This is a genomic window from Pseudomonas sp. Irchel s3a12, from assembly GCF_900187485.1.
Taxonomy (GTDB): Bacteria; Pseudomonadota; Gammaproteobacteria; order Pseudomonadales; family Pseudomonadaceae; genus Aquipseudomonas; species Aquipseudomonas neuropathica.
Map to the genome: position 1 here is coordinate 117,145 of NZ_FYDN01000009.1, position 18,784 is coordinate 135,928.

Annotated in this window: 15 protein-coding genes; 9 read left to right on the forward strand and 6 right to left on the reverse strand. The window is 58.7% G+C overall.

Translation table 11 applies throughout. The features are described 5' to 3' along the window. Window positions 1–85 precede the first annotated feature (85 nt). Genes CKW14_RS16595 through CKW14_RS16605 form a run of 3 tightly spaced genes read left to right on the forward strand, consistent with a single transcriptional unit; the run spans window position 86 to window position 2,873 of the window. A complete protein-coding gene (locus tag CKW14_RS16595) occupies window positions 86–1,099 on the forward strand; it encodes an ABC transporter substrate-binding protein (protein ID WP_095125678.1) in 1,014 nt (337 codons plus the stop codon). 8 nt (window positions 1,100–1,107) lie between these two features. Further along, complete coding sequence (locus CKW14_RS16600) at window positions 1,108–2,112, forward strand: iron ABC transporter permease (RefSeq protein ID WP_175559651.1); 1,005 nt, start codon at window positions 1,108–1,110, stop codon at window positions 2,110–2,112. Further along, entirely contained in the window at window positions 2,109–2,873 is a 765-nt protein-coding gene (locus CKW14_RS16605) for an ABC transporter ATP-binding protein (protein ID WP_095050078.1), read from the forward strand. Before CKW14_RS16600 ends, CKW14_RS16605 begins: the two co-directional genes overlap by 4 nt. On the opposite strand, the gene CKW14_RS16610 is transcribed toward CKW14_RS16605, so the two are convergent. Both CKW14_RS16610 and metE read right to left on the reverse strand, forming a co-directional pair. Continuing rightward, window positions 2,857–3,363: a GNAT family N-acetyltransferase gene (locus tag CKW14_RS16610; RefSeq protein WP_176471295.1), complete on the reverse strand. Its 507-nt coding sequence runs from the start codon at window positions 3,361–3,363 to the stop codon at window positions 2,857–2,859. The genes CKW14_RS16605 and CKW14_RS16610 overlap by 17 nt on opposite strands. Window positions 3,364–3,570: 207 nt before the next feature. Then, window positions 3,571–5,859, reverse strand: a complete 2,289-nt coding sequence (metE, locus tag CKW14_RS16615) for a 5-methyltetrahydropteroyltriglutamate--homocysteine S-methyltransferase (RefSeq protein ID WP_095125680.1) — start codon at window positions 5,857–5,859, stop codon at window positions 3,571–3,573. Window positions 5,860–6,283: 424 nt separating this feature from the next. Here metE and CKW14_RS16620 point away from each other — a divergent pair, with 424 nt between their 5' ends. Further along, window positions 6,284–7,660, forward strand: a complete 1,377-nt coding sequence (locus tag CKW14_RS16620; protein ID WP_093437711.1) for a cystathionine beta-synthase — start codon at window positions 6,284–6,286, stop codon at window positions 7,658–7,660. Beyond that, window positions 7,657–8,829: a cystathionine gamma-synthase gene (locus CKW14_RS16625; RefSeq protein ID WP_095125681.1), complete on the forward strand. Its 1,173-nt coding sequence runs from the start codon at window positions 7,657–7,659 to the stop codon at window positions 8,827–8,829. The genes CKW14_RS16620 and CKW14_RS16625 overlap by 4 nt, the downstream gene beginning before the upstream one ends. Before the next feature lie 570 nt (window positions 8,830–9,399). Here the strand turns inward: CKW14_RS16625 and CKW14_RS29975 are convergent. Further along, window positions 9,400–9,726: a hypothetical protein gene (locus tag CKW14_RS29975; RefSeq protein WP_176471296.1), complete on the reverse strand. Its 327-nt coding sequence runs from the start codon at window positions 9,724–9,726 to the stop codon at window positions 9,400–9,402. Between CKW14_RS29975 and CKW14_RS29980 the strand changes: the two genes are divergently transcribed. The 3 genes from CKW14_RS29980 (at window position 9,725) to yecR (ending at window position 10,917) form a co-directional block, all read left to right on the forward strand. Beyond that, window positions 9,725–10,027, forward strand: coding sequence for a hypothetical protein (locus CKW14_RS29980; protein WP_176471297.1), 303 nt, complete (start codon window positions 9,725–9,727; stop codon window positions 10,025–10,027). The genes CKW14_RS29975 and CKW14_RS29980 overlap by 2 nt on opposite strands. Before the next feature lie 234 nt (window positions 10,028–10,261). After that, entirely contained in the window at window positions 10,262–10,576 is a 315-nt protein-coding gene (locus tag CKW14_RS16635; protein WP_095125682.1) for a hypothetical protein, read from the forward strand. Window positions 10,577–10,608: 32 nt separating this feature from the next. Beyond that, window positions 10,609–10,917, forward strand: coding sequence for a YecR family lipoprotein (gene yecR, locus CKW14_RS16640; RefSeq protein ID WP_095125683.1), 309 nt, complete (start codon window positions 10,609–10,611; stop codon window positions 10,915–10,917). A 115-nt stretch (window positions 10,918–11,032) separates the two neighbouring features. Here yecR and CKW14_RS16645 read toward each other — a convergent pair whose 3' ends face one another. After that, window positions 11,033–12,661 (reverse strand): hybrid sensor histidine kinase/response regulator, encoded by a 1,629-nt coding sequence (locus CKW14_RS16645; protein ID WP_007949861.1) that lies wholly within the window; start codon window positions 12,659–12,661, stop codon window positions 11,033–11,035. 115 nt (window positions 12,662–12,776) lie between these two features. On the opposite strand from CKW14_RS16645, the gene CKW14_RS16650 reads away from it, so the two are divergent. Continuing rightward, window positions 12,777–13,382 (forward strand): response regulator transcription factor, encoded by a 606-nt coding sequence (locus CKW14_RS16650; RefSeq protein ID WP_095125684.1) that lies wholly within the window; start codon window positions 12,777–12,779, stop codon window positions 13,380–13,382. Here the strand turns inward: CKW14_RS16650 and CKW14_RS16655 are convergent. After that, a complete protein-coding gene (locus CKW14_RS16655; RefSeq protein ID WP_095125685.1) occupies window positions 13,372–17,346 on the reverse strand; it encodes a hypothetical protein in 3,975 nt (1,324 codons plus the stop codon). The genes CKW14_RS16650 and CKW14_RS16655 overlap by 11 nt on opposite strands. A gap of 405 nt (window positions 17,347–17,751) precedes the next feature. Further along, window positions 17,752–18,750, reverse strand: coding sequence for a bile acid:sodium symporter family protein (locus CKW14_RS16660; protein ID WP_007910866.1), 999 nt, complete (start codon window positions 18,748–18,750; stop codon window positions 17,752–17,754). Between the last annotated feature and the right edge of the window lie 34 nt (window positions 18,751–18,784).

An 18,784-nucleotide genomic window follows, 5' to 3' on the forward strand; every position in this document is an offset into this window, starting at 1 on the left:
TGCGCTGTTTTCCTGACCGCGTTCGATGGTGTGTTTCCAGACCGTACTCTCCCGCTCCCCGTACGGTTCCCCTGGAGACTGCCCCATGCTGCTGCCCCGCGTTGCCACCCTCTTTACCGGCCTGAGCCTTGGCGCCCTGGCGCAGGCGGCACCGACTGTCTATCCACTGACGGTCGAGAACTGCGGCAGCACCCTGACCTTCCAGCACGCACCGACGCGCACCGTGACCATCGGCCAGGCCGGCACGGAAATGCTCTACGCCATGGGCCTGGGCGACAAAGTCGTCGGCACCTCGTTGTGGTTCAACAATGTGCTGGCCAAATACAAAGCGCAGGATGACAAGATCGAGCGTCTGGCTGACAACGAACCGAGTTTCGAATCGGTGATCGGCAAGCGTCCGGAACTGGTCGCCGTGGAACTGGAATGGATGGTCGGCCCGCAAGGCGCGGTGGGCACTCGCGAGCAGTTTCATGAACTGAAGATTCCGACCTATCTGCTGCCTTCCGATTGCGAAGCCAAGGACAACCTCGTCGGCGCCGATGGCACGCGACTGGCGCCGTTTCGCATCGAGACGATTTACAAAAGCGTGAGCCAACTGGCGCAGATCTTCGATGTTCAGGAGCGTGGCCAGCAGCTCAATGATCAACTCAAGGCCAGTCTCGCCAAATCGATTGCCACCGCCCAAGGCAAACAGCTCAAAGACGCCAGCGCGCTGGTGTGGTTCTCCAGCGCACAAATGGACATCGAGCCGTTCGTGGCCGGGCACAAAGGCGTTCCCGATTTCATGCTCAGCACCCTCGGCGTGCGCAACGTGGTGGCGTCCGATGAGGAGTGGCCAACCGTCGGTTGGGAAACCATCGCCAAGGCCAATCCGACCTTCCTGGTCATCGCGCGCATGGATCGTCGACGTTTCCCCGCCGACGACTATGAAAAGAAACTCGCCTTCCTGCGCAGTGATCCGGTGACGCGCAACATGGACGCGGTGAAGCACAACCGCATCATCATTCTTGATGCCATGGCCATGCAGGCGAGCCTGCGCATGTTCGAGGGCATTGAGCAATTGGCCACGGCCATCAACGGCTATGACCTGTCGCAATGAGTGCCAGCCTGATCCGCACGCTCCTGGCCCTGGCGACCCTGTTGATTGCAGTGGTCGCCGGCGTGGCCATCGGTGAAACCTCGATTGCACCGGACGTGGTGTTGCAAGTGCTGGCGAACAAATTGTGGGGCGCCGGGCATGTCCTCGACCCGATCGATGAAGGCATCGTCTGGAACTACCGCCTGACCCGGGCATTGGTCGCGGCGGCATGCGGTGCCGGCTTAGCGACCTGCGGAGTGATTTTGCAGTCGCTGCTGCGCAATCCGTTGGCCGATCCGTATCTGCTGGGCATTTCTGCCGGCGCCTCGACCGGGGCCGTGATGGTCGCGCTGCTTGGCGTAGGTGCCGGGATCATCTCACTCTCGGTCGGTGCCTTCGCCGGCGCGGTCACGGCGTTCGTGCTGGTGATTGTGCTGGCGCGGGTCAGCGGCTCCGCCAGCGGTACAGGGCAGATCATTCTCGCGGGGATCGCCGGTTCGCAGCTGTTCAATGCGCTGACGGCGTTTCTGATCACCCGCTCGGCAAGCTCCGAGCAGGCACGCGGGATCATGTTCTGGCTGCTGGGCAATCTCGGCGGCGTGCGCTGGCCGTCGGTGTGGCTGGCGGTGCCAGTGGCCGTGTTGGGGTTGGTTGTGTGCCTGTGGCATCGGCGGGCGCTGGATGCGTTTACCTTTGGTGCGGATTCGGCGGCGTCGCTCGGCATTCCGGTGCGGCGTGTGCAGATTCTGCTGATCGGTTGTGCGGCGCTGGTGACGGCAGTGATGGTGTCGATTGTCGGTTCGATCGGTTTTGTCGGTCTGGTCATTCCTCATGCCGCGCGTCTGTTGCTGGGCACCGGTCATGCGCGGTTGCTGCCGGCCAGTGCGTTGGGTGGCGCGGTGTTTCTGATAGCCGCCGATGTGCTGTCGCGCACCCTGATCAAGGGCCAGGTGATTCCGGTCGGAGTGATTACCGCGCTGGTCGGCGCGCCGGTGTTCGCCTTGATTCTGGTCGGCCGCAGGTCGGCGCGATGAACAGTGTTTTGAGTTGTTCCGGCCTGAGCTTCAGGGTGCGCGGCGCCGAGTTGCTCAACGGTGTCAGCCTTGAGGTTCAGCGTGGCGAAACCCTGGGCATTGTCGGGCCGAATGGCGCGGGCAAATCCACTCTGTTGAAGTTACTGGCCGGGCTGCGTGAACCGAGCGCTGGCGAGGTGCTGCTCGATGGTCAACGCCTGGGCAAAATGGCCCGACGCAGCATTGCGCAAAAACTCGCGGTGGTTGAACAACAAGCCGACACAGATGACGGTATTCGCGTGTTCGACGCTGTCGCGCTGGGGCGCACGCCCTGGCTGTCGGCGCTGCAACCGTGGTCGGCGGCCGACGACGCCATTGTTCAGCAGGCGCTGACCGACGTCGACGCGATGCACCTGCGCACCCGTCTCTGGCGCAGCTTGTCCGGTGGTGAGCGACAACGGGTACACATCGCTCGGGCCCTGGCGCAGCGACCGCAAATCCTGTTGCTGGACGAACCGGCCAACCACCTTGACATCCAACATCAGCTGACCATTCTCAACGTGGTGCAGGCGTTGCCGGTGACCACGTTGATTGCGCTGCATGATCTTAATCAGGCGTTGAAATGTGATCGTCTGGCGGTGCTGGAACGCGGGCGGCTGGTGGCGTTGGGCAAGCCGCTGGAGGTGCTGACACCGCAGCGCTTACAGGAGACGTTCGGGGTCAGGGCGCATTACCTGACGGACCCGTTCGATGGGGCGCAGATTCTCAGATTTCACTCATGACGTTGTGCATGTGGGTTGTTTGCCAGACCGGGTCAGCGTCGACGTCGATAATCTTGAAGCCCTGCCGTTGCCAGAACGCGATGGCCCCCGGTAAAAACGGATGGGTGTGCAGGTAGATCAACTCGACGCCGTCAGCGAGTGCCAGATCATTGAGTGATCGATACAGTGCGCTGGCCAGCCCGGATCGCCGCTGTGAAGGCACGACGAACAGGCGCACGATTTCCACCACATTGCGGTCGGGATAATCCAGGTTCGGGAATCGCCGGTCGTAAGGAAGATAGCCGATCGAGGCCACGATCTGCCCTTCGTGGCGAGCAATCAGAAAGCGCCCTGCCCCACGCAGATAAACCTCGGCAAAACGCGCCAGATCGTCGGGCATGCCCGTTGCGCTGAGCTTGGGGAAAAGCTCGGCACGGGCCTTTAGAACAAAATCCAGCACCTCGGGAATGTCTGCGTCAGACACGGTTTGGATAACGGGTTGATCACTCATGTAGCGGCAAACACCTGAACTGCGGCTGGCCACAGTAGCAACAACAGGTCCCGCGAGGCCATTCAGAATCTCATGACTTGCCCAAAACCTTGTGGGAGCGAGCCTGCTCGCGAAGGCGGCAGATCATTCAACAATAATGTTGACTGACAGGACGCTTTCGCGAGCAGGCTCGCTCCCACAGGTGTTTTATTTCATGCAACCCGAGCGTTACGCCAGCTCTTTACGCAGCTGCCGGGCGGCGGTAACCATGTGCACCAGCGCCGCCTCAGTCTCTGGCCAGCCACGGGTTTTCAAACCGCAATCCGGGTTGACCCACAGCCGCTCGGCCGGAATCCGCTTGGCAGCCTTGCGCAGCAAATTAGCCATTTCCGAAGCATCCGGGATGCGTGGCGAGTGGATGTCGTAGACACCCGGGCCGATTTCGTTCGGATAAGCGAAGGCTTCGAAGGCATCCAGCAACTCCATGTCGGAACGCGAGGTTTCGATAGTGATCACGTCGGCATCCATCGCCGCGATGGACTCGATCACATCGTTGAATTCGCTGTAGCACATGTGCGTATGGATCTGCGTTTCGTCGCGCACGCCCGAGGCGCACAGACGGAATACTTCCGTCGCCCAGTCCAGATAAGGCTGCCACTGCGCCTGACGCAACGGCAGACCTTCACGGAACGCCGCTTCGTCGATCTGCACGATCTTGATGCCGGCGGCTTCCAGATCGACCACTTCATCGCGGATCGCCAGCGCCAGTTGCCGGGCCTGCACTTCACGGCTGACGTCTTCACGCGGGAACGACCACATCAGCATGGTCACCGGGCCGGTCAGCATGCCTTTCATGACCTTGTCGGTCAGACCTTGGGCGTAGCGGATCCACTCGACCGTCATGGCTTTCGGGCGGCTGAGGTCGCCGAAGATCACCGCCGGTTTCACGCAACGCGAACCGTAGCTCTGCACCCAGCCGAAACGGGTGAACACGTAGCCATCCAGTTGCTCGGCGAAGTACTCGACCATGTCGTTACGCTCGGCCTCACCGTGTACCAGTACATCGAGGCCCAGACGCTCCTGGATTTCCACTGCGTGGCGGATCTCGCTGTACATGGCTTCAGTGTATTCAGCTTCGGTCAGCTTGCCCTGTTTGAACGACTGGCGAGCGAGGCGGATCGACGCGGTTTGCGGGAACGAACCGATCGTCGTGGTCGGGAACAGTGGTAGATCAAGACCCGCGCGCTGTTTGGCGATGCGCTGGGCAAACAGCGACTGACGCTGGCTGTCCTTGGCCGTGATCGCCGCAACCCGCGCCTGAACCGCAGGTTTGTGAATGCGCGGCGAAGCAGCGCGAGCGGCCTGCACCGACCGGCTTTCAGTCAATGCTCGCAGCACTTTCGGCGCTTCCGGCTGATTGACGGCATGCGTCAGAACAGCCACTTCTTCACACTTCTGAACGGCAAAGGCCAGCCAGCTTTTCAGCTCGGCATCGAGTTTGTCTTCACGGCCCAGATCCACCGGGCTGTGCAGCAGCGAACAGGACGGCGCGACCCACAAACGCTCACCCAGACGCTCATGAGCATGGCGCAACGTCGCCAAGGCATTTTCCAGATCGCAGCGCCAGACATTCCGCCCGTTGACCACGCCCAGGGACAACACTTTGTAGGCCGGCAGACGATCGAGAATGGTCGGGTACTGCTCCGGTGCGCGCACCAGATCAATGTGCAGACCATCGACCGGCAGGTTCGCCGCCAGACCAAGATTTTCTTCCAGACCACCAAAGTAAGTAGCGAGCAGTTTCTTCAGTGGATCACGCTGAATCTGGTTGTAGGCACGCTCGAACGCGTTCTTCCATTCCTGCGGCAGATCAAGCACCAGAATCGGCTCGTCGATCTGCACCCATTCCACGCCTTGAGCGGCGAGGCGCGCGAAGATCTGGCCGTACAGCGGCAGCAGGCGATCGAGCAGTTCCAGCTTGTCGAACTCCGCACCTTTGGCCTTGCCCAGCCATAGATACGTCAGTGGGCCGATAATCACTGGTTTGACGTTGTGGCCCAGCGCACGGGCTTCTTCGACTTCTTCGAACAACTGATCCCAACCCAGCTGGAACTGTTGATCAGCACTGAATTCCGGGACGAGGTAGTGGTAGTTGGTGTCGAACCACTTGGTCATTTCCTGGGCGTGGGCACCGCCGCAGCAACTGTCGCTGACGCCACGGGCCATGCCGAACAGGGTCTGCAGAGTGGCTTTGCCGTCGTGTGGACGGAAACGCTCAGGGATCACGCCAAACATCAGCGAGTGCGTCAGGACCTGGTCGTACCAGGCGAAATCGCCGACCGGCAGCAATTCCATACCGGCGTTTTTCTGCAAGTCCCAGTGGGCCTTGCGCAGCTCACGGCCAACATCTCGCAGGCCGGCCTCGTTCAGTTCTCCTTTCCAGAACGCCTCTTGCGCTTTCTTCAGTTCGCGGTCGCGACCGATGCGCGGAAATCCAAGGGAATGGGCCAGTGCCATAACAAACAACTCCAATGTCCTGTTGATGGCGGCCATTGTCGGCATCGGTCGCTAGTGAGACAAACTCATTTTAATCGTGATCAACACGAGTTTCCCTCATGATAAAAATATTGCTGCTTGTCGCTTGTAAACACTCCGGAGCCGAGAGCGCGCGTGAAGGCTGAACGGTTTTTTGCGCCGGGGATTTTCTCGCCAATTCAAGCTGTTCGTCGCCATGAAGACGCCCTTTGAAAACTCAATGACGCCTCTGTGTAAACGCACTCGAACCCGCCCCGGCAGGTCTCTGATTTCGATCTATCGTTAGATCGAAATGGCAGCATTTGCGGCCGACTAAAGGTTGCGACAGAGGATGTCTGAGCCTATGTTGCACGCGAGTCTTTTCCCCGCGATTGGAACGCAATCAACACCATTAAGAGGTGAAGAAATGTCAAAGGAATCACGCCCTGCCGTACTTGGGCTGATAGGCAACACTCCGCTGGTTCAAGTCACTCGTTTCGATACTGGCCCGTGCACACTGTTTCTCAAGCTCGAATCGCAGAACCCCGGTGGTTCGATCAAGGACCGTATCGGTCTGGCCATGATCGACGCTGCCGAGCGTGATGGTCGTCTGCAACCCGGCGGCACCATCGTCGAAGCCACCGCCGGCAACACCGGCCTGGGCCTGGCACTGGTTGGGCGCGCCAAAGGTTATCGCGTGGTGCTGGTGGTGCCGGACAAAATGTCCACCGAGAAAGTCCTGCACTTGAAGGCCATGGGCGCTGAAGTGCACATCACCCGCTCCGACGTCGGCAAGGGTCATCCCGAGTATTACCAGGATGTCGCCGCACGTTTGGCGAAAGATATTCCCGGCGCATTTTTCGCCGACCAGTTCAACAACCCGGCCAACCCGCTGGCCCACGAATGCAGCACCGCGCCGGAGATCTGGGCGCAGACCGAACATGACCTGGACGCAATCGTCGTCGGTGTCGGTTCGGCCGGTACGCTGACGGGCCTGAGCCGCTTCTTCAAACGCGTGCAGCCGGATCTGGAAATGGTCCTAGCCGACCCGGTCGGTTCGGTGATGGCGCAATACAGCCGCGACGGCTCTCTGCCCAAGCCCGGTTCATGGGCGGTGGAAGGCATCGGCGAGGACTTCATTCCGTCGATCACCGACCTCTCCAGCGTGCGCCACGCCTATTCGATCAGCGATGAAGAAAGCTTCGCTCACGCCCGCCAATTGCTCAAGGCCGAAGGCATTCTCGGCGGCTCGTCGACCGGCACTCTGCTCGCTGCGGCGCTGCGTTACTGCCGCGAACAGACCGAGCCGAAACGTGTGGTCAGCTTCGTTTGCGACACCGGCACGCGCTACCTGTCGAAGGTTTACAACGACCAGTGGATGACCGATCAGGGCCTGTTGCAGCGCAAGGGCTACGGCGATTTGCGCGACCTGATCGCCCGGCGTTTCGAGGACGGCCGCGTGATCAGTGTCGGCCCCGACGACACTCTGCTGACCGCGTTCCAGCGCATGCGCCTGGCGGATGTCTCACAATTGCCAGTGCTGGTGGAAGGCAAGCAACTGGTCGGCGTGATCGACGAGTCGGACATCCTGCTGGCGGTGCACGAAGACGCCGCCCGCTTCAGCCAATCAGTGTCCAGCGTGATGACCGACAAACTGCAGACCCTCGCCCCTGGCGCCAGCCTTGCTGAGCTGGAAGCGGTGCTCAGCCGTGGCCTCGTCGCGATCATTGCCGATGCATCGGGCTTCCATGGCCTGATTACCCGCACCGACATGCTCAACCAATTACGGAGATCCCTCGCATGAGTCAGCACGACGACAAATCCCAAGGCTTCGCGACCCGGGTGATCCACGCCGGGCAGACGCCGGATCCGACCACCGGCGCGCTGATGCCGCCGATCTACGCCAACTCCACCTATCTGCAAGACAGCCCCGGCGTGCACAAGGGTTTCGATTACGGGCGCTCGCACAACCCGACGCGTTTTGCCCTGGAGCGTTGCGTGGCGGACCTGGAAGGCGGCACCCAGGCGTTCGCGTTCGCCTCCGGGCTGGCAACGATTTCCACGGTGCTCGAACTGATCGATGCCGGTTCGCACGTGATCTCCGGCAATGACTTGTACGGCGGCACGTTCCGCCTGTTCGACAAGGTCCGTCAGCGCAGTGCCGGACACCGTTTCAGCTACGTCGATCTGACTGACCTGGCGGCGTTCGAAGCGGCGCTGCAGGACGACACCCGCCTAGTGATTGTCGAGTCACCGACCAACCCGCTGCTGAGCCTGTCGGACCTCGCCGCTATCGCCCGTATCTGCCGCGCTCGCGGGATCATCAGCGTGGCCGACAACACCTTTGCCAGCCCGTATATCCAGCGGCCGCTGGAGCTGGGTTTCGACATCGTGCTGCACTCGACCACCAAGTACCTGAACGGTCACTCCGATGTAATCGGCGGCATCGCCGTGGTCGGCCAGAACCAAGAACTGGCCGAGAGGCTGGGCTTCTTGCAGAACGCGGTCGGTGCGATTGCCGGGCCGTTCGATGCATTTCTCACCCTGCGCGGGGTGAAGACTTTGGCCCTGCGCATGGAACGTCATTGCAGCAACGCACTGGATCTGGCGCAGTGGCTGGAGCAGCAGCCGCAGGTCAAACGTGTCTACTATCCAGGGCTGCCGTCGCATCCACAGCATGAGTTAGCCAAGCGCCAGATGCGTGGTTTTGGCGGGATGATTTCTGTTGATCTGAACAGCGATCTGGCAGGTGCGCGGCGGTTTTTGGAGAACGTGAAGATCTTTGCGTTGGCGGAAAGTCTGGGCGGTGTGGAGAGCCTGATCGAGCATCCGGCGATCATGACTCACGCGACCATTCCGGCTGATACCCGGGCGAAACTGGGGATTGGCGATGGCCTGGTGCGTCTGTCGGTGGGCGTCGAAGACGTCGAAGACCTGCGTGCCGATCTGGCGCAGGCGCTGCAATCGATCTGACCTGGCAGGAACGACAAAGCCCGCACGTAGCGGGCTTTGGTGTTCGAGCAGGCGGCCAGTGCTGGTCTCTGGCTTACAAGGTTTATCGGGCTTCCCACAGTACCGGGTCAAATTGAAAGTTAGTGCCTCGGCTGCTTCACACGGCATAAGGGCTGGATCTCAGCGCGGAGATCTTTCTAACCGTGTACCTTTCGGAGCGCGCCCCACGCCCCCTTGCTATCCGATTGCGCATCAGTCTGCGTCTTCGCCTACATCTTTGAGCCTAGCAAAGCCTCGTGGACTTGAATCAGAGTTTTTAGACTGATTTGAGCTTTGCTCAAAACGGGCAGGAAGATAAGCGCCTAAAGGCCGCCGATCCCCCCGCCGTACCGCCTCGCTATCGCGATCTATACTCAATCAGTTCGATCATGATTCTGTCGACACCCGCACGCCTGACGGTGTGCCCGTGCCTTTCGCCCACCAGACTGACCCAGGCCAATGAGTCATAACGCCAGCGAACAAGCGGCGGACGATGCCTTATCGCTTTGTGGCTGCCGGGTCATGGAGAAAACTATGAAACACAAGCTGTTGTCAGGCGTGCTTCTGGCGGTCGTGGCGACCGTGGTGGTGCCCAATGTCTGGGCTGCACAACCGCAGGCGTTGGCTTCCGATGGATCGGATCATGTCGGGGCCGGAGCGTTGGCTTCCGATGGTGCCGATCATGTCGGTGCAGGTGCGGTGGCTTCCGATGGTGCCGATCATGTCGGTGCAGGCGCGGTAGCCTCCGACGGTGCTGATCATGTCGGTGCAGGCGCCGTGGCTTCTGATGGTGCTGATCATGTCGGCGCGGGCGCGGTCGCTTCTGATGGTGCTGATCATGTCGGCGCGGGTGCTGTAGCTTCCGACGGTGCTGACCATGTCGGCGCTGGCGCAGTCGCTTCTGATGGTGCTGATCATGTCGGTGCGGGCGCAGTCGCTTCTGATGGTGCCGATCATGTCGGTGCGGGCGCAGTCGCTTCTGATGGTGCCGATCATGTCGGTGCAGGCGCGGTCGCTTCTGATGGCGCCGATCATGTTGGCGCGGGCGCAGTCGCTTCTGATGGTGCCGATCATGTCGGTGCAGGCGCATTGGCGGCAGATGGCGCCGATCGCACCGGCATCAACCGGTTTGCCTATTCTCGTGTCGGCGTTGGTTCTGATCGCGTCGCCTCCGCACTGATGACCGGCAGTTATTCCGACCAGTTCAACAGTCCACAGTAATCCTCCTTCGGCGCAACAGGCGGTTTTAGCGAGCTGCCTGTTGAGCGCCGCACTAGCACATTTGTGCTAATCGACCGGCCTGTCCGCTGGCGTTATATTCCCCCGCAACCCCCGATGTTCCTCAACGTTGCCAGTTCGCAGCGTGCGGGATCGTTGTGCCTGGAAATCAGAACAACACCAAGGAAGAAACACCATGAAACTCCATGCAAACCTTACCAAAATCGCCGTATTCGGTGCCGTGCTGCTCAGCGTGGCCGGCTGCCAGACCGTGAAACCGACTGAAGCGAGCATGAAAGAACGCGCTCAGACGGTGATCGGTAAACCGGTGTCGAAAATCGACAACATCCGCAACGACAGCACCCTCACCTACTACACCGCGTACACCCCGGCCGGGGAATACAACTGTGAATTGCCCAGCGGCGTAATCATCGCCGTGGCCAGCATGGGCATGATGTCGCCGCCGCTGTCGTGCCTGCCGAAAGGCGCCTCGCCAATCCCACTGCAATAACTTCTCCGCCCGGTAAAGGACTCCGTTTGCTCATGAAAATCTTGATCGCGACACTCACCCTCAGCGCCCTTTTCCTCACTGCCTGCGCCACGCCAAAACAATGGGAAGCCACTGGCGGCAGCAAAAACGATGGCATCGTCCAGGTCTCCTATGAACTGGGCCAATTCGAAAGCGGCCAGACCAGCGCCGAACAAGGCCTGACCGTCGCCGCACAACGCTGCAAGACCTGGGGCTACAAGAACGCCGAAGTGACCGGCTCGGAGAAAAACATCTGCCGCACCATGGGCCAATACAACTGCCTGCAAACCACCATCACCCAGGATTACCTGTGCAAACGCTAGACGCTTGACCCTGTAGGAGCTGTCGAGTGCAACGAGGCTGCGATCTTTTGATCTTGCCCTTCTCATCAACATCAAAGATCGCAGCGTGCCGCAGCTCCTACAGCCCCATGGACACCTACAAGGCATTTTCGGTGGGTTCGGGCTGGCGATCGCGCAGGGCTCGCAAGGTCGCGCGCAGTTCGGCCGGGCGTACCGGTTTGGACAGGATGGCGATGTCGCGGTCGTGCAGGGCTGCCTGGATTTTCTCGACGTCATGCCCGGTGATGATCATCGCCGGTACCGCCCAACCGCGCTGCCTGCGCACATCATCAATACATTCGATGCCGGTGGCATGGGTGCCGAGGTCATAGTCGGCGACGATGATGTCGCAGTCGGTGACCAGATCCTGAGCCGTCAACTCGGCCTGAACCACACAGCCCCAGCGCTCCAGCAACGCTGAAGTCGCCAGCAGCACATTGCGGTCATCTTCCACCAGGCACACCTTCAGCCCGGTCAGCAAACCGACTTGGCGCGCCTCATTCCGATTGACCGTTAACGGCGCTGGCGCGGCGATCGGCAACCCGTACAAAGTCACCGCTGTTCCGCGCCCAAGCCGCGAACGCAGAGTAACGCCGACACCAATCAACTCACCCAGACGCTTGACGATCGACAGCCCCAAGCCCACGCCTTCGACGTCTTTGTCGCGCACTTGCCGTACCCGATAAAACTCCTCGAACACCTTGGCCTGATGCTCCTCGGCGATACCGTTGCCACGGTCATAAACAACGATTGACAGCCCTGCCCCGTGCCGACGCACACCGATCAATACCGGCCGATGCGCACCGTATTTGAAGCAGTTGGACAGTACGTTCTGGACCATGGTCGCGAGCAACGCCGGATCCGTGCGCACCCAATATTCACAGGGGCGCACATGCAATTCGACCCCGGCCCAACGCGCGGCTTCAGCGTTCTGGCGAATCAGATCCGCGAGCCATTCCCCTAAATTGAGGGTTTGCAGTTTGGGCAGAACCCGGCCGTTATCAAGGGTGTACAGATCGAGAATCGAGCGGAACAGTTGCGAAACGTTGAGCAACGAACGGTCGATATTGTCGACCAAGCGCCGTTCCTCCTCGCCCAGTCTCGACTCACGCAGACAGGCAGTAAACAGACCGATGGAATGAATCGGCTGACGCAAATCATGACTGGCCTGAGCGAGAAACCGCGACTTTTCCAGATTCGCCGCCACCGCCTCTTCGGAGGCCTTACGCGTGCGTTCCAGCAACAAGTGCGCATAGAACGGAATCACCGTGCTGGTGAGCATCAGCATCAACACCATGAACGGTTGCGCCTGCCACACCGGCGTCAGGCGATAAACACACAGCAATGCCAGCAGCGCCAGCGCCGTGGCAATCGCCAGATAGCGCGAGCCATAGCGCATGCCATTGCCGAGGTTGACCCAGATGATCACCGCGTACAGCGGCAACGCCATCTCGCCGCCCACCACCAGACCAAAGCAGGTACCGGTGTAATCATGGATCATGGCGAAAATCCGTCGCGCCGGGTAATGCCCTGGCCAGCGCGCAATCGCCTGACGCAGGGCGATCGAGGCCAACAAAAACACAATGATGTAGGTAATGATCGGCAGGTATGTATCGAAGCGCTGGCCTGGCAAAAAACCCAGTATCAGCATGTAAACCACGGCAATACTGGCAATGATGATGCGCAGGTTGGCCTGATCGAGTTCGGTGTTTTTCTCGAACTTCATGGTTAAACGTCCTTGTGCGGCAATCGTCAGTTTCCGAATCAGCCTACAGGCAACCTTCGCGCCCGGTGCTAAGGTGCAAGCCTTGAGTAACGCCTGACCCAGGGAGGGTCAAGCCATGACCTGCCGAATTATCATAGCCGACGATCACCCGCTGTTTCGCGAGGCGATGCTGCGCACGGTGCAGCGGTTGCTGCCCGAAGCCGTTATCGAAGAAGCGGGCGATCTCGACGCCGTATTGGCGCTGCTGCCTTTGGGCGAGCCGGACACATTGATTCTCGACTTGCGCTTCCCCGGGCTCACGTGTGTGAGCCAGCTCGCCGAACTGCGTCGACGCTTGCCGCGTACCACGCTGATTGTGGTGTCGATGGTCGATGATGAGTCGCTGATCAGCGAAGTCATGACCGCTGGCATTGACGGTTTTATCGGCAAAAACATTGCCCCCGATGAAATCGGTCAGGCGATTCTGGCGATTCGTGAAGGTGAGGTGCTGGTGAAGTTTGCGCCGTCCGGCTTGCTGCCGCTGGAAACCGGCGCCGCCCTTACGCCTCGTCAGCAAGACGTGCTGCGCTTGATCGCCCAAGGCAAGACCAACAAGGAAATCGCCCGTGAACTGGATATTTCGCCGTTCACGGTGCGGATTCATGTGTCGTCGTTGTTGCGCACATTGAACGTGCCCTCGCGGGCAGCCGCGGTGAAGTATTCGGGCGGATTTAATTACTGAGCCGAGTTTTATACCGCCGGATCTGAGAAATGATCTCTGGTTCCCCGAACTCCGCAATCCGGGCTTCATCAATGGTAGTAGTCGTGCATGACAGGGCCCAATCCAATACTTCCGGATCGGAGGTAACCCACTGCACTATTTCCCTCGCAACAACAGGATCGCGTTTATTCAGCACGCCCGCTACGAGAAATAAAAGAGAACTACGCACGCGGTTAATTGCCAAATCCTTTGCTAGCCGCTGTACTGATACAACAGAACCTCGCTCCCCCAGAAGCACTGCTAGAAGACCCGCCCCCAGTGCATGGCACGTAGCGATCTGGTCGGCGCTAAACTCTTCGATCAGTCGCTGATCGATAGATTCGCGTGAATCCAGGAGAGCAACAATAGCAGCAGATTGCGAACGGCCTGTATCCGGTGTCATTGCCCAATCAAAAAGCATTCGTTGTAGATTTGCACCAGAGTTCGCCAGCACGCGGAAAATACCGGCGAGCACTTCATCGTCTGAGGAAAGTATGGCCTTGCTCCACAGCTCGAGACCGTCACGATACTCGACCCCGCCAAGTTCGATGAGTCCAGCAATTGCAACCCGCGCTATTGGATACTCCGAATTGGGGTACAGGTCACTCTGACACCATTGATCCTTGGCAAGCTTGATCAGCGTTTGCTGATAGGAAGGATGAACATTTGCACAGAGCGCTTCTGCCAAAGTCAATCGAACCGGGCTCCCTCGATGGTTTGCAAGATCCAGCAGGTACGCCGGCAAAGGCCCCTCCAGCGATGAGGCAATGGCACCGAGCGCCATCGCTACGGCATGCGCGAACTGGTTTTTCAAAGCAGCGTTCACATATGATGCCATCCCATGCCGGATAGCTGCCGATACCGCGTTCACAACCGTGTCGAAGTCATAGCTTGTCTCTAATGCCCAGCACACATCCGGCTCGATGAATAGCGGACAGTGTGCATCCAGTTGCAACCGGAGGGAGCGTATCAAAGCGTCTGCATTCTCAATACCTTGCAACGTTTGCAGCGCTGTTTGCGAAAGAACGACCCGTTTTTCTTTCTTCAGCTCGATTTCCGCAGCGCAGATTTCGTTGAACGGCGCAGGTAATTGCATCCGAGCCGCCTCAGCCAGCGCGTTCTGGCCTTTTTGGGTTTCATCGCAATGAAGATGCGCGAGCCCTCGCCCGATATTTACAAATCGCTCAACATTCCGCTCTTGTCTCAGATAAGCCAAAAGCTCCCGCCAGCCCTGTTGATCATTCCTTAAAACGCAAGCCAATGCTGAAGAGTCGACGGCAAACGTCGACGCCCCTTCACGCAGCCGCGTGTGAAGGGCAACACTGTATTGCTCTTTCCAGTCTGACAATAACGCCAACCAGAGGTATTCCTCCTCCTCTGTCCCGTATCCAACAGCGAAGGCTGCAGCAAGTTCGTCATCGTCCAGTGAATGCAAGCGAACATCTCTAGAGAAACTCCACAGCCAATGATGCCTAAGCCATTTTATATGCCGGTGACGCGCCAAACATTCCCAGTTTCGTTTGGCACGAGCGACATTGACATATGCTTCGAGAAACTGACGGGCCGCCTGCCCTTGGTCATTGTCGTGAAGAAAGAACTCATGCTCCTCGTCATAAACGCAGTTGACCACATCAAGGTAATCTATCGCACGTTTGCGAAGGTCGTCCTCCGTTGGCGTCAGAAAGCTCACTGCCAAATCAACTATTTCTTCGAACCCGTCGAAGTCCTGAAGCGCGCCATAAGCAATAGCGTCATGCGAAAACAAGTCGCCGGCCTGAACTACTGCGCGTGCAGCATCCATAAAAGCAGACTCCAGACCGTGTACAAATTTTGAAAGTTCTTGGGCGAAGTTTGCCGGATAACTAGCAAAATCAATCGGCAACAGTGTTCGTATGAACGTTTCCAACAGAGGCTTTGTAGACATTGAAACCGCGCGCGCGCGATACCACTCAGCCGGTCGCATCAACGCTTCCCACTCATCCCTTCCGGCATACGCGGTTGGGGCTCGAGTCAATAAAAAGCGAGCAACCTCTGCAGCGTTGCTCGCGCTGGACCCCACATTGGCAGCGCATTTTAGATACTGTTCGAACTCCTTCCCGCCTTCCATAAGCCTTGCTTCCAGCCATGCATCAATCCTGGCTTGCACGGCTTCACCAGGTTCAATTGCAAAGGAAGTGCCGACCCGTTCAAGTATGAGAGCCGCTGTTGCAACGCCCCATTCGATTGTTGGACGCTTGCACAAAACCAGAAAATCAATCAGTCGACGCAACGCCTGCCGTACTTGCCGACGATTTTTCTCAAGCGCTCGGGTGATTCCGGCTTCGACTCTCGGATGGTAATAGGTAAGGTCACCTGCTTCGTTTTGGCGGAAGTTACGAGCGGCGACAAAGCAATCAACCAGCGAAGAGACATTCGCGGAATTTTTTTCATCCATGTCACATAGACCATCCTCGACCACAAGAAGGATCGAGCGAGTCACTTGGTCGCCGGTTCCAAGGAGGGCCCAAAGTATCGCGGCAGCGTCTATATCTCCGCGTGCCTCAATCTGCTCAATGACCGTTTGCTCTATCGAGTTTTGGTGTGCACGACGAATGGCCTCATTCACGATAAAAAAATCGCTGTGAAAATCCTCAGGATCCAACGCTCGTATGGCATCGAAGAATTTCTGAATTTCTAGCGGCGTAGCAAGTTCGCCCAGCACTTGGGTTTCAGACAGACGAGTGAGCTTTTGCTGTGCTTGCGGCAAACTGTCTACTCGAGTCGTGTAGAGCCTGTGCCGTTGATCCGAACCGTAGTGCTCAGCCTCCAGTTTGATCTCCCAGTTTTTTATCGTATCCAAAGAGCCTGATGCTAATGCAACGTCCCGTCTCGACGTTGCAATTATCATTCTGTCGGTTCTGGCACTGGCGAAAAAACGGCCGAGTTGATCGTTCCACGCGCGACTATTTTGATCAAAGTCGAACCGCCCCCACGGATCCTCGATGTCGTAGAGTACGGGCGCTGGAGTCGTATCGTCGCGCAGTTGTGAAGGGCCCTGCCTGATCAATACTCGCGTCAGCCCGGGATGTACTTTGCGCAATTCGTCATAGAGCATTTGAGTCGCAAGGGTTTTCCCTGTACCGGATTGGCCGACCAGAATCGCCGCCGATTTCTGTGCCATCTGCGCTCGCAGATCTGACCAGTTAGTCGGGTAAACATAATGCTCGAGCTCTGGCGAGCTCGCGAGATAGCCGTCATGCCGGCGAATGATGTCTTCGAGTTCCTGACGCTCCAAACGCCCCCCCCCTGCTCGCACTATTCGGGCACGAGCGGCTTCTCGCAACTGGATGAGGCACGCCTCAAGTCGAGCATTGGGTACGCGACAGCTTTCTCGAAGAAGTCGATCAATATCAACGCGAAGACGCTCGTCGTCCTGATTGGCAATGACAGCAAATCGCCCGGTGATGTCGTGATTGAGGCCCTTAGCGATCAACTGCGGTAATGTGTCCGGGCCGGGCCACATTCCCGGTCTGCGCCGACCGAGCTTTTGCGCATCACCGTTCAGGCCCGCACTGGTAACCAGCAAGTAACGGCAGCGGGGATCGGCCAGCCGAGTGGATGCACTGGGCCTGATTGTACTGCCGTATTCAAGCAGGCTTTTGAGCGTCTTCGGTGTCCAGGCATTACCTTCACGCCTCTTAGCCTGGACAACCAATGTATAGTCGGCCATCGGCACCAGACTCACGAGCCGTCCCGGCTCTTGACCTGAAAGTTCTGCTTCAAGATCTTCCTGACTTGCCGGCTCGAGCACCACCTCTCTGGTCTGTCGGGATACCAGAATCAAATCGAGAGCAAGCCAGACTGAGACATCTATCTGGTACTCGAATCCGGCGAGGGGAGTCGCTCTGGAGGCATGTTCATCTTCCGCAACAGTTCCGGTTGCGCCTTGATGTCCTTGAGATGTCATAGAAGATCGATCCAGACAGGCGACGATGACTTCTTCCTGTCGGGATCAGGAAGGGAAAAAACCGCCTGGAGTCATAGGGGTAACTGGCCGGTCAGCCGATTCAAGCGTCGAAGCGATTCAAGCTTTGATTCATCATATCTGTGCAACAACCAACGTGCCAATCCGATAGGCGCAACAGCCCCATTCATTAAGTCATCTTGAACGCTGCTCCAACAAAATACTCCTGAACTCATGAGATCAATTCAGATCTGGGCCATAGCTGCTCGCCCTGCACACAACACTGTGCTTGCCCTAACACCTTGATCAAAGTCAGATGCAGCAACTTCCCGCAATAGGACGAACGGGTTGAACTGATGGGTCGCCGGGCGTCGGAGGTTGGAGGTTGGAGGAACCAGGCGGTCAGCATCATGGATCGACTTGCGCCATCAGCTCCGGCACCGATTCCGGCCGTTTCGCATAACGCTGAGCGAGCACCGCGCAGACCATCAATTGAATCTGATGGAACAGCATCAACGGCAGAATCAACACACCAATCGTGCTACCGGCAAACAACACCTGCGCCATCGGCACACCGGTGGCCAGGCTCTTTTTCGAGCCGCAGAACAAAATGGTGATGCGATCTTCCTGGCTAAAACCGAACGCCTTGCCGAGCAGCGTCGACGCCAGCAAGACCAGCGCCAGCAGGATGCAGCAAACCACCACCAGCCCGAGCAGTTCGACTAGCGGGATCTGATGCCAGATGCCTTCGTTGACCGCTTCACTGAATGCGCCGTAGACCACCAACAGAATCGAACCCTGATCAACGAACTTCAGCCAGTTCTTGTTGCGCCCCACCCACGCGCCGATCCAGCGACGGGCGATCTGCCCGGCAATGAATGGCAGCAACAACTGCACGCTGATTTTCAGAATCGCATCCAGCGTCGATCCGCCATCACCGTGGACGTCGAGCAGCAGCGTCACCAGCAATGGCGTGAGGAAAATCCCGAACAGGCTAGAAGCTGCCGCGCTGCAGATCGCCGCCGGAATATTACCGCGCGCCAGCGAAGTGAAGGCGATCGCCGATTGCACCGTTGCCGGCAGTGCGCACAGGTAAAGCATGCCCATGTACAGCTTGTCGCCGATCAGTGGAGACAACAGCGGTTTCAGCGCCAGCCCGAGAATCGGGAACAGCACAAAGGTCAGGCCAAATACCAGCAAGTGCAGGCGCCAGTGACCGGCACCGGCAATGATCGACTCGCGGGAAAGCTTGGCGCCGTGCAGGAAAAACAGCAGCGCGATGGCGATGTTGGTCAACCAGCCAAAGCCGACGGCGACCTGGCCGCTGGCCGGCAGGAAACTGGCCAGCAGCACCACGCCGATCAGCGTCAGGGTGAAGTTATCGGGCAAAAAACGTGGGCGAGTCATGGTCGGTTCATCCGGGGGTTGCCAGTGCGTGCCG

What these genes read in the sequence shown, in the direction of transcription:
- yecR (WP_095125683.1), top strand. Translation starts at nt 10,609, where the DNA reads ATGAAAATCTTGATCGCGACACTCACCCTCAGCGCCCTTTTCCTCACT.
- CKW14_RS16645 (WP_007949861.1), bottom strand. Translation starts at nt 12,661, where the DNA reads ATGAAGTTCGAGAAAAACACCGAACTCGATCAGGCCAACCTGCGCATC.
- CKW14_RS16605 (WP_095050078.1), top strand. Translation starts at nt 2,109, where the DNA reads ATGAACAGTGTTTTGAGTTGTTCCGGCCTGAGCTTCAGGGTGCGCGGC.
- CKW14_RS16610 (WP_176471295.1), bottom strand. Translation starts at nt 3,363, where the DNA reads ATGAGTGATCAACCCGTTATCCAAACCGTGTCTGACGCAGACATTCCC.
- CKW14_RS16625 (WP_095125681.1), top strand. Translation starts at nt 7,657, where the DNA reads ATGAGTCAGCACGACGACAAATCCCAAGGCTTCGCGACCCGGGTGATC.
- CKW14_RS16635 (WP_095125682.1), top strand. Translation starts at nt 10,262, where the DNA reads ATGAAACTCCATGCAAACCTTACCAAAATCGCCGTATTCGGTGCCGTG.
- metE (WP_095125680.1), bottom strand. Translation starts at nt 5,859, where the DNA reads ATGGCACTGGCCCATTCCCTTGGATTTCCGCGCATCGGTCGCGACCGC.
- CKW14_RS16620 (WP_093437711.1), top strand. Translation starts at nt 6,284, where the DNA reads ATGTCAAAGGAATCACGCCCTGCCGTACTTGGGCTGATAGGCAACACT.
- CKW14_RS16650 (WP_095125684.1), top strand. Translation starts at nt 12,777, where the DNA reads ATGACCTGCCGAATTATCATAGCCGACGATCACCCGCTGTTTCGCGAG.
- CKW14_RS29980 (WP_176471297.1), top strand. Translation starts at nt 9,725, where the DNA reads ATGTCGGCGCTGGCGCAGTCGCTTCTGATGGTGCTGATCATGTCGGTG.
- CKW14_RS16655 (WP_095125685.1), bottom strand. Translation starts at nt 17,346, where the DNA reads ATGACATCTCAAGGACATCAAGGCGCAACCGGAACTGTTGCGGAAGAT.
- CKW14_RS29975 (WP_176471296.1), bottom strand. Translation starts at nt 9,726, where the DNA reads ATGGTCAGCACCGTCGGAAGCTACAGCACCCGCGCCGACATGATCAGC.
- CKW14_RS16595 (WP_095125678.1), top strand. Translation starts at nt 86, where the DNA reads ATGCTGCTGCCCCGCGTTGCCACCCTCTTTACCGGCCTGAGCCTTGGC.
- CKW14_RS16660 (WP_007910866.1), bottom strand. Translation starts at nt 18,750, where the DNA reads ATGACTCGCCCACGTTTTTTGCCCGATAACTTCACCCTGACGCTGATC.